At 33.8% G+C, this 13,597-nt stretch carries 14 protein-coding genes, 5 tRNA genes and 1 other RNA gene; 5 read left to right on the forward strand and 15 right to left on the reverse strand.

What is annotated here, in order from left to right:
- The first annotated feature begins 5 nt into the window (after positions 1–5).
- The gene (locus M0051_RS05765) at positions 6–1,454 is read left to right on the forward strand and encodes a TrkH family potassium uptake protein (RefSeq protein ID WP_306740604.1); all 1,449 of its coding nucleotides are present in this window, start codon (positions 6–8) and stop codon (positions 1,452–1,454) included.
- Here the strand turns inward: M0051_RS05765 and M0051_RS05770 are convergent.
- Genes M0051_RS05770 through M0051_RS05800 form a run of 7 tightly spaced genes read right to left on the reverse strand, consistent with a single transcriptional unit; the run spans position 1,411 to position 7,791 of the window.
- Positions 1,411–1,905 carry an SRPBCC family protein gene (locus M0051_RS05770; protein WP_306740605.1) on the reverse strand — a complete coding sequence of 165 codons (495 nt, stop codon included), beginning with the start codon at positions 1,903–1,905 and terminating at the stop codon, positions 1,411–1,413. The two genes, M0051_RS05765 and M0051_RS05770, sit on opposite strands and share 44 nt — an antisense overlap.
- A gap of 38 nt (positions 1,906–1,943) precedes the next feature.
- Complete coding sequence (locus tag M0051_RS05775; RefSeq protein WP_306740606.1) at positions 1,944–3,182, reverse strand: cyclopropane-fatty-acyl-phospholipid synthase family protein; 1,239 nt, start codon at positions 3,180–3,182, stop codon at positions 1,944–1,946.
- Positions 3,142–4,017, reverse strand: coding sequence for a DUF1365 domain-containing protein (locus M0051_RS05780; RefSeq protein ID WP_306740607.1), 876 nt, complete (start codon positions 4,015–4,017; stop codon positions 3,142–3,144). Before M0051_RS05780 ends, M0051_RS05775 begins: the two co-directional genes overlap by 41 nt.
- Entirely contained in the window at positions 4,014–5,291 is a 1,278-nt protein-coding gene (locus M0051_RS05785) for an NAD(P)/FAD-dependent oxidoreductase (protein ID WP_306740608.1), read from the reverse strand. Before M0051_RS05785 ends, M0051_RS05780 begins: the two co-directional genes overlap by 4 nt.
- Before the next feature lie 12 nt (positions 5,292–5,303).
- Positions 5,304–6,017 carry a hypothetical protein gene (locus M0051_RS05790; protein WP_306740609.1) on the reverse strand — a complete coding sequence of 238 codons (714 nt, stop codon included), beginning with the start codon at positions 6,015–6,017 and terminating at the stop codon, positions 5,304–5,306.
- Between the two features lie 11 nt (positions 6,018–6,028).
- Positions 6,029–7,048 (reverse strand): cyclopropane-fatty-acyl-phospholipid synthase family protein, encoded by a 1,020-nt coding sequence (locus M0051_RS05795; RefSeq protein ID WP_306740610.1) that lies wholly within the window; start codon positions 7,046–7,048, stop codon positions 6,029–6,031.
- A 5-nt stretch (positions 7,049–7,053) separates the two neighbouring features.
- Complete coding sequence (locus M0051_RS05800; protein ID WP_306740611.1) at positions 7,054–7,791, reverse strand: acyl-CoA desaturase; 738 nt, start codon at positions 7,789–7,791, stop codon at positions 7,054–7,056.
- A 364-nt stretch (positions 7,792–8,155) separates the two neighbouring features.
- Here M0051_RS05800 and M0051_RS05805 point away from each other — a divergent pair, with 364 nt between their 5' ends.
- Positions 8,156–8,431 (forward strand): hypothetical protein, encoded by a 276-nt coding sequence (locus M0051_RS05805; protein ID WP_054716077.1) that lies wholly within the window; start codon positions 8,156–8,158, stop codon positions 8,429–8,431.
- A gap of 69 nt (positions 8,432–8,500) precedes the next feature.
- Here M0051_RS05805 and M0051_RS05810 read toward each other — a convergent pair whose 3' ends face one another.
- The 8 genes from M0051_RS05810 to ffs form a co-directional block, all read right to left on the reverse strand.
- Positions 8,501–9,112 (reverse strand): L-threonylcarbamoyladenylate synthase, encoded by a 612-nt coding sequence (locus M0051_RS05810; protein WP_306740612.1) that lies wholly within the window; start codon positions 9,110–9,112, stop codon positions 8,501–8,503.
- Positions 9,113–9,277: 165 nt separating this feature from the next.
- Positions 9,278–9,934, reverse strand: a complete 657-nt coding sequence (fsa, locus tag M0051_RS05815) for a fructose-6-phosphate aldolase (protein ID WP_110360406.1) — start codon at positions 9,932–9,934, stop codon at positions 9,278–9,280.
- Between the two features lie 157 nt (positions 9,935–10,091).
- Positions 10,092–10,165: transfer RNA gene (locus M0051_RS05820), tRNA-Thr, on the reverse strand.
- A 167-nt stretch (positions 10,166–10,332) separates the two neighbouring features.
- Positions 10,333–10,406 (reverse strand) — tRNA-Thr (locus M0051_RS05825).
- Between the two features lie 10 nt (positions 10,407–10,416).
- Positions 10,417–10,488: transfer RNA gene (locus M0051_RS05830), tRNA-Thr, on the reverse strand.
- A 138-nt stretch (positions 10,489–10,626) separates the two neighbouring features.
- Positions 10,627–10,700 (reverse strand) — tRNA-Thr (locus M0051_RS05835).
- Between the two features lie 64 nt (positions 10,701–10,764).
- Positions 10,765–10,841: transfer RNA gene (locus tag M0051_RS05840), tRNA-Thr, on the reverse strand.
- Between the two features lie 27 nt (positions 10,842–10,868).
- Positions 10,869–10,967, reverse strand: an RNA gene (ffs, locus tag M0051_RS05845) — signal recognition particle sRNA small type.
- Between the two features lie 252 nt (positions 10,968–11,219).
- On the opposite strand from ffs, the gene M0051_RS05850 reads away from it, so the two are divergent.
- The 3 genes from M0051_RS05850 to M0051_RS05860 all read left to right on the forward strand — a co-directional run bounded on the left by M0051_RS05850 (position 11,220) and on the right by M0051_RS05860 (position 13,596).
- Positions 11,220–11,777, forward strand: a complete 558-nt coding sequence (locus M0051_RS05850; RefSeq protein WP_306740613.1) for a DUF4199 domain-containing protein — start codon at positions 11,220–11,222, stop codon at positions 11,775–11,777.
- 9 nt (positions 11,778–11,786) lie between these two features.
- Positions 11,787–12,734 (forward strand): glycosyltransferase family 2 protein, encoded by a 948-nt coding sequence (locus M0051_RS05855; RefSeq protein WP_306740614.1) that lies wholly within the window; start codon positions 11,787–11,789, stop codon positions 12,732–12,734.
- A gap of 85 nt (positions 12,735–12,819) precedes the next feature.
- Positions 12,820–13,596, forward strand: a complete 777-nt coding sequence (locus M0051_RS05860) for a class I SAM-dependent methyltransferase (RefSeq protein ID WP_306740615.1) — start codon at positions 12,820–12,822, stop codon at positions 13,594–13,596.
- The last annotated feature ends 1 nt before the right edge of the window (position 13,597 follow it).

Below are 13,597 nucleotides of genomic sequence, written 5' to 3' on the forward strand. Positions count from 1 at the left end.
ATTCTGTGATTAAATTTAAAATTATCTTAAATATACTGGGAAAACTTTTGGTTGGCGAAAGTTTCTTTCTTTTCATTTCATTATTGGTTTCATTAATCTATCAGGGAAATGACACTACTGCCTTTTTGAAAGCAGGATTAGTAACCTTTACGGTAGGAATATTTAGTTATTTATTATCAAGAGGGGTACAAAAAGATTTAGGTAAAAGAGAAGGATATATCATTGTAAGTCTAGTATGGGTTGTTTTTTCCATATTTGGATGTTTACCCTATTTATTTAGTGGAGCAATTCCTTCAGTAACAGATGCTTTTTTTGAAACCATGTCTGGTTTTACCACAACAGGCTCATCCATATTAAATAATATTGAGGAGTTGCCTCATGGTATTCTGTTTTGGAGATCGCTAACTCAATGGATGGGTGGTATGGGAATAATCGTTATGTTTCTTGCCATTCTACCAACTTTGGGAATTGGAGGGCGTGAGCTGTTTGTAGCGGAAGTTCCTGGTCCTACACCAGATAAACTGACTCCAAGAATTAAAGAAACTGCCAGAAACCTTTGGGGATTGTACATGCTTTTTACTGCAGTTGAAACCATTCTATTATATGCGGGTGGGATGAGCTTTTTTGATGCTATAAATCACTCATTAACTACAATGGCTACAGGAGGATATTCCACCAAACAAGCGAGTGTAGGGTTTTATACATCTCCATATATCCAATATACTATTATCTTTTTCATGTTTGTGGCAGGTACCAACTTTACCCTTTCATATGGAATGATAACAGGGCGTTTTACAAAGGTTTTTAAAGATGAGGAATTTAGGTTTTACACTTTGGTTGTATTGTTTTTTGCCTTTATAATAACCCTTGGTTTAATTGCAGCAGGAAATGTAACTGGAGAACAAGCATTCAGAGATGCACTGTTTACAGTCGTTTCTATCATTACAACAACAGGTTATGCAACGGCAGATTATTTGCTCTGGTCACCATTTTTAGGCATGTTAATTTTTGTTTTGTTCTTTGTTGGTGGATCAGCCGGTTCAACTGGTGGGGGAGTTAAGGTAGTTCGAATTTTATTACTATTTAAAAATAGTTTTTACGAATTGAAGAGGTTGGTTCATCCTAATGCTGTAATTCCGATTCGATACAATTCTAAAGTTGTTGATCAAAGGACTGTTACAAATATTTTGGCCTTTTTTGTATTTTACATCCTAATCTTCATGTTATCAGCTGTATTAATGTCTTTTTGGACACCAGATATTTACTCTTCATTCAGTGCTGTAGCTACAACATTAGGAAATGTTGGACCTGGATTTGGAGAAATTGGTCCAATGGAAAATTTTCATCATTTGCCTGATTTGGCAAAATGGTTCCTTGCATTTCTAATGATGTTAGGAAGACTAGAGTTGTTTACAGTGTTGGTGCTATTTTCACCTTCATTTTGGAAGCATTAAATCGAAGATCTAAAACTTTTCTTCGATAATCGAATATTTCATTCAACTTCGATTTAATAAATAACCTATTGGCAATAGCTCCTAAAAAGCCAAAAGGAGGTTGGTAGGATATAATATCCTTCATGATCACCCCGTTGGGCAATTGTTCAATAATATGTTGATGGTGCCATATAGAATAGGGGCCAACACGTTGTTCATCTACAAAATAGGATTTATCGCGTACCTGAGTTATCTCTGTTACCCAAGTGGTTTTAATTCCTAAAACAGGACTTACTTTATAACTAATAATCATGCCTGGATACATTTTGTCATCCATTAAGTCAGAAGTAATATCGAAACCCATGTATTTTGGGGTAATTTCTTTTAAATTGATTGGTGAAGAAATAAATTCCCAAACCTCTTCGATGCTTGCATGTAATATTTGCTCTTTGTAAAATTGGTAAAATGACATGATAAAAAGATTTTAATGAGATGATTGTTGTATATAGCTTAATAGTTCGTGTTATTTGGTCGAGAATAAAGTAACTGCATAACATTGATATTACGCATGTCAAAAGCAGCTTCGCAATAGGAAAGGTAGTAGTTCCATTTTCTGATAAACTGCTTGTTAAAGCCTAATGAATTTATGTCATTAATTTTTTGATTGAAGGACTCGCGCCATAATCGTAAGGTTTGGGCGTAATGTTTACCCATATCTTCTAAGTGAATTGGTGTTAGGTTTGATCTTTGATTCATTGCTTTATTTAGTGCTGAAACCGAAGGCAACAATGATCCTGGAAAAATGTGCTTTTGTATCCAATCTACACCATTTTTCATTTCTTTAAAACGAGAGTCAGGACAGGTAATAACCTGCAAGGCCAATAAACCATCTTTGGTTAAGAGTTCATTAATTTTAGCGAAAAATGGTTTGTAGAACCTGTGTCCAACAGCCTCCAGCATTTCTATAGATACAATTTTATTGTACTTTCCATTTACCAAACGATAATCTATAAATAGGATTTTTACTCTATCCTCCATACATTCATTTTTCACTTTTTCCTGTGCATAGTGATATTGTTCTTTTGAAATGGTAATTGCTGTAACTTCAACATCATAATTTTTTGCCAAGTATATAGCCATTCCACCCCAGCCACATCCAATTTCAAGTATTTTATCACCTTTATTAATTTTAAGCTTTTCTGATAGCATCTTATATTTTTCTTGCTGCGCATCGTAAAGTGAACTATCCTTATGGTTGAAATAGGCTGAAGAATAAGTCATGCTTTTGTCCAACCAAAGAGAATAGAACTCATTGCTCAAATCGTAATGTGCAGAAATGTTCTTTCTAGCTTTGCTAATGGTATTGTCACGAAGTTTATGAATGAAAGTATTCGTGAACTTTAAAAGGTTCATGACTAAAGAGCGAACATGACTCCCTGAAGCTGAAGGTGTGTTTTCAATATTTAAAATTATCCATGAAATAACAGATGTAATATCAGAAGTTTCCCAAAGTTTATCTTCGTAGGCTTCTCCAAAACCGATATCTCCATAAAGAAATAAACGATTGAAAAACTCGCTTGAAGCGATTTGAATATCCGCTTTTATTTCAGAATTTTTATCACCGAAATCTATGATAACCTTGTTTGGTAATGTAATACTAATGTAGCCTTTGCTCATTTTCGAAATCAAGTTTAAGAATATTCGTTCTTTAAAGTTGATTTTGTCCTGTAGTGTTAAAATCTTTTCCATATTCTCGGTTTTTATGTTTCCGTAAATGTCTATCCTCGTATTTTTTCAGTCGATTTGTTTGTAAATTCAGGTGTTCTTCTTTTTTGAAATAAGGAATACCCAAAATCAATAATTTCAGTGCTTGAAAGTGAATTAAGAAAATAACTTGCAAGGTGATAAGAGGGAATAGAAGAACAAACTTGAGTACATTTCTATTGTTGAGTGTTTGTTTGGTTCCGCTTAAAGTAGCAGTGAAAATTTTTTGATTTCCTTTGTAATTGTCTATTCTATTGAACAGTTTATTTGAGGGGACTTGTAAATGGAAATCAAAATCCACATCATGATCAATAAATGGAGAAACATAGAAATGTTTTTTTTGTCGGTTATTAAAAGTGTTTTTATTTAAATTCTTCTGATCAAGAAGGAATAGTTTCATTTCACCAAAAGTATTGTTTACCTCTGCAATGCAGGCGAAGACTTTGTTATCTGAGTCGAAGCAATAAAAAAACGACACAGGATTGAATTGGTATCCCAGAGTGCAAAGATTGGTAAGCAAGCAAATTCTTTTAGGAAGGGTTTCAATACCATTCTGACTTAGGAATTGTTCTATCTGACTTCGAACAGATTGTACTTTGGATTCATTTAGCTGAAGATGATCTTTATCTCTAAAATTGAAATAGTTAAATCGGTTGTGACTAATCAACCATATTCTTTTTGTAATGATATTCAATTCATCCAAATCGATATAGAACAAAAAACTTTTGTAACTAAACTTTCGGTTCACCTTTTCCATTCTTGAATGATAGACTTCGCATGAATAAAGGGCTGAATTCAATATTTCATTTTGATTGATCATCCTACTTTTAGCTGAATATTTGTTTCTTGATTAAGAAGTTGTTTTGATAATTCTACTGCTGAAGCATATGCATCCTCATGAAAACCGTATCCGAAATAACTTCCGCAAAAATAGATTTGTCCTTCTTGGTTAATTTCCTGTAATCTCTTTTGTGCCTTTAGGGATTCAAGCGTAAAAATTGGATGAAAGTAGGTCAAGACCTTATGGATTTTTCTTTCATCCAAATCGATTGGATTGATCGACACGAAATAGTTTTCTTTATCTGATACATTTTGTAAAGAATTCATATTGTAAATGGTTGTTGTTCTATTTTCTCCATTTCTCTGATCGATTAAATAGTTCCAACTTGACCACACCTTTTTGTTCTTCGGCATTACCGAGGTATCGGAATGAAGTACAGCTATATTTTCCTGGTACTGAAATTTGGATAACAACTCTTGCTGTAATTGATTTGGATGCGATAACATTTGTAATGCCTCGTTCGCATGAGCTGCAACAATTACTTTATCAAAAAAATAATGTTCGTTCTGATTAGTGATAATTTCAATTTTATCTCCTGTTTTCTTTATTATATCGATTTTAACATTGGTTTTAATATTATCTCTGAATGGAGCAATTAATCTTTGTTTATAAGATTCACTACCATTTTGAACGGTATACCATGGAAAATGAGTATCCAAGCCTAACATCCCATGGTTAAGGAAAAAACGAACCAGGCTTTCAGCAGGAAATTGCAAACTGGTATTTGGAGGAGTTGACCAAATTGCCGAACTCATTGGCAGAAGGTACTTCTCTAAAAAATCAGAATCATATGATTTTTGACTGATATAATCAGCAATACTGAGGTTTTTCAAAAAACCACAATTTAAATCCTGAACACTCTCTTTATTGAATCTATTGATTTGTAGTAGCATTTTAATAAAGGCTGGACTAAACAAGTTTTTTCTTTGTGCAAATAATCCATTAAAACCTGATCCTGAATATTCCAGACTGCTTAATTTGTGCTGTACACTAAAACTCATGCTTGTTTTTTTAATCGGAACATTTAGCTCATTGAATAAGTTAATTAGGTTAGGATAGGTTTCTTTGTTGAATACCATAAAGCCAGTGTCGATAGGAATATCTATTCCGTCTTCTTCAACAAAGACTGTATTTGTATGTCCGCCTACATATTTATTTTTCTCAAATAAGCTGATATCATAGTTCTTTTGCAATAAATGAGCTGCGCCCATGCCTGCAATACCGGTTCCTATTATGGCTAGTTTTTCTTTCATTTTGATTTTAGTTTATGGTCCAAGTTCTGGATATTGCAACAAGGCTTTGTAACTACTTCCTTTGTTATTTCTAATGTTCGAAATCCCTTCGTATTTCAAAATTCTTCTGGTATTTAAATCATATGAAATGTATATTGGATTCAACAACATTCTAAGTAAAGCACTTTGTGTTTCCATTTTAAGGACAACGGTATTACTTTTCGTTTCCTTTTCTTTAGTTCGATAAATTCGGAAGCTGAAATAATCTTGGAATGCAACAGAAAGAAAGTTGAAGTTTAATTTCTCCTCAGATAAAATTCGATCCCAATTGTTTTTAATAAAATAATTAAAGCCACCATCAACTATTGCTGGTTCTGGAACAAAAATGCTCTTTTCTTTCAATTTGCTTTTTGCGTTTTTTCTATACCTGATATCAAACTGATTATCGCCTTTGTATGTTACTTCTTCTATCAAACCGCTTCTCTTATCAATTAATCGATAGGTAGGTTTTTGAAATGATTTGCGAAAGTCTAACTCTCTCTTGGCAAACTCGTTATTTTGGTCACAAACAAAGGAGGTTATGGTACGAATGTGTTTCCCTTCTTCAAACAATTCCTCATGAATTTCTTTGTAAATAAATTCCAATGATTTGTTGTCTATTGCTACTCCTACATATGTTTTGTCTTCAATGCCGGAACTAAAACCATAGAACAGGAATGCAACTAATATTAAAGCTATGTTTTTCATGATAATTGGTTTTAGTTAGGATTTCGTTTACTAAACAAATAGTGACTAATACTCCACTCTTTTCCATCTTTATAGCCCCATAATTCAGCACAAGCCATGAAAAATATTCTCCAATAAACCCACCATTTTTTGGCATCATGATATCCATAAGTATTTTCGAAAATTGGTAGGATATCATTTTTGTTAGAATCCATTCTTGCTAGCCAGGCTTCTGCAGTTTTTTGGTAATGTATGCCATTCATATGCCATCGTTTTTCAATACTTAAGTGATCTTGAAAGTGATCAAATAGTTTTTCGCTAGGCATAATGCCACCAGTAAAAAAGTATTTCGACATCCAATCACTAGAATTCTTAACCTCGAATTTATAGGCTAGTTTGGTATGAGAAAAAATGTGAACAAATAATTTACCCGTGGGTTTTAAAAAGCCATTTATGCGGTAAAGCAGTTTTTGATAATTGCGCATGTGCTCGAACATTTCTACAGACACTACTCTGTCGAAATGCTGATCCGTTTTAAAATCATTCATGTCAGCTGTTATAACTTCCAGGTTTTTGACGCCTAATTTTTCTGCTTTTGCATTTATATATTTCCTTTGCGAATTGGAGTTAGAGACAACCATTATTTTGGCATTACAGAACTTTTGTGCCATAAATAAACTTAATGATCCCCAACCACATCCCAACTCAAGAATATCCTGACCATCTTTCAAGTCTGCTCTCTCGACTGTAAGTTCAAGCATTTTCTTTTCAGCTTCTTGTAGTTGAGTGAAAGATTGTTCCCAATACCCGCATGAATATTTAAGGTATTTGCCTAATACTTTTTCGAAGAAAGTAGCTGGCAATTCGTAATGTTGATCGTTGGCTGCTTTTGTTTCAATAGCTATTGGACTATTTTTTAATTCAGAGATAAGATCTTGAACATTATAGTTTTTACTTTCTTCACGTAACCTTTGCTTAAGCAGACTTCGTATTTTAAATCTTATTAGACTATCAGGAATAAATCCTTTTTCTATAATATTTGCGTACCACATAATCTTTATTTTAAGGCGTTTTTATTGATGGTAATAATTTTAAAAGCATGCATCATTCTCATGATGGCGAATGATGGATCGAATTCAAACCATCGTCTGGCAAAATTTGCTTTCCATGGTTGCGCATGATGGTTGTTGTGAAGAGCTTCTCCTCCTAAAAGAATCTCAAAGGGGAAGAGGTTGGTAGAGTCATTATCCTGACGAAAATTTTTATATCCAATTTTATGAGAGAACCAATTGATGATTGCTCCATGTATAGGACTCATAAAGAAATGTATGGGCAGTAGCAGAAAATAATTTATACTTGGTGCAAAAGCTAAATAAACTAATATGTAGATTGATGCCCACATTAGTCTGGAAATCCATGATTCAGAGAATTTTTCAAATTTTTCCCAGCGCGGAATATTTTTACTTAGTCCTTCTTCAATTTTAATATCTCTATTCTTAACTGATGCATAGTAATCGTAAGTTTTCAACATGAAAGAGAAAATATTATAAGAATTTTTTGGAGAATGTGGGTCCTTTTCACTTTCAGCATGCATGTGATGAAGGCGATGCATGTATGCGTAAGCAAATGGGTTTAAATAAGAAGTCCCCTGCGAGATCCACGTTGCAATAAAAAATATCTTCTCCCAAAATGGATTCATTTTAAACATAGCATGCGCTGCATACCTGTGTAAGAAAACAGTCTGGAAAAATAGACTGGCATACCAATGTATTAATATGAAGATGATAATCAGCATGATTGAAAATTTAATTATAGAATTCGTTTATTAGGAATGAATCCAAGCTAATCTAAAAACATCTTAAGCCAGAAAAAGTTCAGAAATTATAATCTAGAGTAATGTGCTCTATATAGGTATTGGTAATTTACAGTTAGGCAATGCTTTTTGTTTTGAAAAAATAATGCAAAGAAATTGGAGGGAAATTACCTGTGATTTTTTAGGATTATAGAATGCTGAAAATCAATTAATATTTTTCTTTAGTCATTTAAAAATAAATATTAATCATGAAAATATAACATTTTAAAATTTACTTCGTAAACAATGTCGTTATATTTGCAGAACCAAATTTTCTATACATTTTAAACAATCTTTAATTTAACTCATGGAGCACATAGAAAAGTATAATCACTTAATTGAAAAAGAAATAGAGAAGTATAAAAAAGAGTCAAACAAGGTATTGACAAAATTTGAAAAAAGTTTCAGTAAGGGAAAAATGGTGGTAACTCATCATTTTGAGAATGTCGCAACCGAATTAATACGTTTGGTAAAAACTGATTTTGAGAATGCTGGATATTACCCTGAATTTATTGGGAATAGACCAGGAGGACATATCGTTTTGAGAGTAAGCTTACTAAAGTCTTCAGGAAAAGTAGCATAATTTCATAGATTTGTATAAAAAAATGCCGGCAAGATTATTCTTGTCGGCATTTTTGTGTTTTATATCAAATTAAAAAATAAGCTCTCCGATTCCAGGTCTTATAATTTCAAAATTTCCATTTGTACAATCTATGATTGTTGATGCAGTATTGTTTCCGTATCCTCCATCAATTATCAAGTCTACATCTTTTTTATACTTTTCATCGATTAATTCAGGATCAGTAGTGTATTCAATTACTTCATCTGGATCGTGAATTGATGTAGTCATAATAGGATTGCCTAATTCTTCTACAATTCTCAATGGAATGTAATGATCAGGAACCCTAATTCCTACAGTCTTTTTCTTGCTTTTAAATAATTTAGGGACATTGTTACTTGCAGGAAGAATAAATGTAAATGCTCCTGGTAAGTTTTTCTTCATTATTTTGAATGAAGAGTTATCAACTTTCGCATACTCCGATAAATTACTTAGATTACTGCAGATAAGAGAAAAATTTCCTTTTTCGGCAGTAGTTCCTTTTAATTTAGCTATGCGTTGTATTGCTTTGTTGTTAGTGATATCACATCCAATAGCATATACAGTATCTGTGGGATAAATAATTATTCCACCATCTTTAAGTACATCAACTATTTTCCGAAACTCCCTGTGATTGGGATTGTCGGGATACAATTTTAAAAGCATCTTGTAGTGGTTAAGGGTTATTTCGGGATTTAAAGATATAAGTTTCTATTTATTAACAATCCTATGCTAGCTTATTTATTTTCAGTCCAAAGGATATAATTGTAATATGTATAAAAGAAGAAAGGAGTGCTAAAGCACTCCTTTGATTATTTCATTTGAATAATATTAGCTGTTTAATTTATTATAGTCAGCTAAGAATTGTTCTAAACCTTTATCAGTTAAAGGGTGCTTTAAAAGACCTGTAATTGCATTTAACGGACATGTTGCAACATCAGCTCCAGCTTCAACACACTGTATAATATGCATTGTATGTCGGATTGAAGCTGCTAAAACTTGCGTTTCAAAACCATAGTAATTATTCATATCAGCAATTTGACGAATTAATTCAATACCATCGGTTGAAATATCATCAAGTCTTCCTACAAAAGGAGAAACATAGGTAGCTCCAGCTTTTGCTGCTAGTAATGCTTGTCCTACTGAGAAAATTAAAGTACAGTTTGTGCGAATACCTTTTGAGCTTAGGTATTTTACAGCTTTAATACCATCCTTAGTGCAAGGAACTTTAACAACAATCTGAGGATGTAATGCTGCTAATTCTTCTCCTTCAGAAATCATTCCGTCAAAATCAGTTGCTATAACCTCAGCACTAACATCTCCATCAACTATATCGCAAATATCAACATAGTGTTGTTTGATGTTTTTTTCTCCTTTAATTCCTTCTTTAGCCATAAGAGAAGGGTTGGTAGTTACGCCGTCAAGAACTCCTAAATCTTGTGCTTCTTTAATCTGATCAAGATTAGCTGTGTCAATAAAAAACTTCATTTTACGATTTTTAGTTTGTTTTTAAGTCGAAAACGAAAATACTAAATTCTTATGAAGAACAAAGCTATACTAGGTTTAAACAAATAATAAAGTTGAGAAGTGAAATAATTTCGTATCGATTTGATTCGAAAAGAATGTTGGTATGATATATAAATAGAGCCGATGGAGGGACTCGAACCCACGACCTGCTGATTACAAATCAGCTGCTCTAGCCAGCTGAGCTACATCGGCAATTGCATAAAGCAAAAATATTTTGAAGAACGAAAGAAAACCGTTATACTTTCTTTTGTATTAATAGAGCCGATGGAGGGACTCGAACCCATCCCGAATCTTCGGGACTGATTACAAATCAGCTTTGATTTGTATTGATTCAAATCGCAACAACGATTCTTTTTTTGAGCCGATGGAGGGACTCGAACCCACGACCTGCTGATTACAAATCAGCTGCTCTAGCCAGCTGAGCTACATCGGCGAATTTATTGAGCCATTGACGAGATTTGAACTCGTGACCTCTTCCTTACCAAGGAAGCGCTCTACCCCTGAGCTACAACGGCAAAGTAACAATTAAAACTTAGGATTAACTAAGCATTGGAGTCGGTGGAGGGACTCGAACTCATCCCGAAGCTTCGGGACTGATTACAAATCAGCGTTGATTTGTATTGGTTCAAATCGCAACAACGATTCTTTTTTTGAGCCGGTGGAGGGACTCGAACCCACGACCTGCTGATTACAAATCAGCTGCTCTAGCCAGCTGAGCTACATCGGCAATTGCTACTTGCAAAATATTTTAAAGAACGAAAGAAAGTCGTTAAACTTTCTTTTTATTTTGATGGAGCCGGTGGAGGGACTCGAACCCACGACCTGCTGATTACAAATCAGCTGCTCTAGCCAGCTGAGCTACATCGGCAATTTTAAACCTAAAAGGCATAAAAAAAGTGGGTAAGCAAAAACGTCGCACCGCTACAACCACCTACCCTTGCTGCCTTCCGACCCTGGGGGGATTCAGTAGGAGCTGGTCGCGTAGTGCTTACCCGACGACAAAAGTAGAAAAAAGTTGTTTCCCCGCAAATAAAATATGAAACTTCTTCCTACAATTTTTTCATGGAATGCAGCAAGGGTTTTATTTTCAGAGAAATAATTTTTCAAAAAAATGTCAAATAATTTTCAGATTTCTGTTCTTCCTGTAAAAACGGCTGTTTCGGATAGTAATAATTAAGCTTTTTTAATTGAGACATTACCGTAAAATCGGATATCTTTGTGTTCGAAAAATCACAAAAGAATTAAAATGTACTACAAAACTTTATTTAAGCACTCTTTTTTATTTGGGTCTTTAGTAGGAGCCGTATTAATATTGGCATCATTAACGTTTTACTGGAAAGGTGTTTCGATTAATTACAATCCTACGCTGTTGTTTATAAACAGAGGCCTGATTATTCTGGGAATATATTTTGGCGTAAGAAAATATCGTGATGAGGTACTATTTGGTGTTATTTCATATGGTCGTGCTTTTGTAGCTGGAACTTTAATGATTGCTGTAGCTTCTTCCTTTTATGCTATGTATATATACATTCTTACAAGTTATTTTGATGGAGGAATATTACAGGAAGCTGTCGACTTTACCGAAAAGGGACTTGTGGAGATTGGTTATGACGATGATCAGGTAGAATTGTTAATGGCATTTTACAGGAAAATTACTCCTGGTATTTTTGCATTCAGCCAGTGGTTAGGAAAAGTTATGGCTGGAGTTTTCTTTTCATTGATTGTGGCATTCTTTTTTAGACAAAAGAGAAATTTGTTTAATAACAGTCGTATTGATAAATTTAACAATTCAAAAAATCAGTAAATACACGGTATGGATATTTCAGTAGTAGTTCCTTTGTTTAACGAGGATGAATCGATTCCCGAATTGGTGGCATGGATTGATAGAGTAATGACTCAAAATAATTTTAGCCATGAGATTATTATGGTCGATGATGGAAGTAATGATACCTCGTGGGAGGTGATTGAGAATGTACAAAAGAAATATTCGGCAGTTCGTGGAATAAAATTTCGTAGAAATTACGGAAAATCGGCAGCACTTTTTAGCGGATTTGAACTTGCACAAGGTGATGTAGTGATTACTATGGATGCAGACTTGCAAGATTCTCCTGATGAAATTCCGGAATTGTATCGCATGATAAAGGAGGAAGATTTTGATTTGGTGTCGGGTTGGAAACAAAAAAGGTATGACCCAATTTCAAAAACCATTCCGAGTAAGTTTTTCAATAGAACTGCCCGTGCCATGTCTGGTATTAAATTGCACGATTTTAATTGTGGACTAAAAGCATATAAGAATAAAGTGATAAAGAGTATTGAAGTGTATGGAGAAATGCACAGATATATTCCAATTCTTGCCAAACAAGCCGGTTTTGTTAGAATTACTGAGAAAGTTGTGCAACACCAGGAGCGAAAATATGGAGTGACCAAATTTGGTTTGAATCGCTTCATTAATGGATTTCTTGATCTATTATCAATAACATTCATTAGCAAGTTTGGTAAAAAACCAATGCATTTTTTTGGTTTGTTGGGCACATTCATGTTTTTTGTTGGATTCTTCGCATCAGCTTGGATTGGATTCCAAAAAATCTATAGTATGAGTCAGGGAATTAAAGCTCCCCTGGTAACCGATAGCCCTTATTTTTACATTGCTTTGGCTACCATGATTATTGGTACTCAGTTGTTTTTAACGGGTTTTGTTGCCGAGCTGGTTAGCCGTAGTTCGTCGGAAAGAAATACATACCAAATCGAAAAAGAAATCTGATCTCAGTGATTAAAGTTAAATTATTAATGGTTAGTGAAGTTTTACAAATTAATCATTAAACCTTAATCATTAAATATTTATAATCGTGATAAAAGGAGTTATAAGATTACTGCTACAAATATTTCCTCGTCCGTTTTTAATTCGGCTCAGTTTATTAATTAATAGAATTATTGCTGTTTTTTTGATTGGTAATAAAGTTGAATGTCCGGTTTGTGGTGGTAAGTTTAGGAAGTTTTTACCTTACGGATATACCAAAGAAACTGGAAGAGACAATTGTTTGTGTCCAAAATGTTTATCCTTGGAACGACATCGATTAATGTGGTTGTACCTTAAAAATGAAACCGAATTTTTTAATAAGAACTTAAAGGTTTTGCACATTGCACCAGAGCAGTGTTTCTATAAAAGATTTAAAGAACAATCTAATTTAGATTATACAACCGCTGATTTGGAGTCTCCCATTGCAGATGTTCATTTCGATGTGCAAGAAATTCCATTTGATGAGAATACGTTTAATGTGGTAATTTGCAACCATGTGTTGGAACATGTAGATAGCGACTCAAAAGCCATGAGTGAGTTGCATAGAATTCTAAAGCCAAATGGATTTGCGATTCTTCAAGTGCCAATGGATACCGAGAATCCAAAAACAGAGGAGGACCCATCGGTAACCGATCCAAAGGAGAGGGAGAGACTGTACCGCCAAAAGGACCATGTTCGATTGTATGGCTTAGATTATACAAATCGATTGCAAAAAGCCGGATTTACAGTTAATGAAAGCCAATATTCAAAGAATTTTCCTTTAGATGTAGCCGAGAGATATCGATTACCTATGGATGAAATTTTCTACTTCAATCAAAAATTATAGA

Origin of the sequence: Marinifilum sp. D714, assembly GCF_030851345.1 — a bacterium.
Classification (GTDB): domain Bacteria; phylum Bacteroidota; class Bacteroidia; order Bacteroidales; family Marinifilaceae; genus Marinifilum.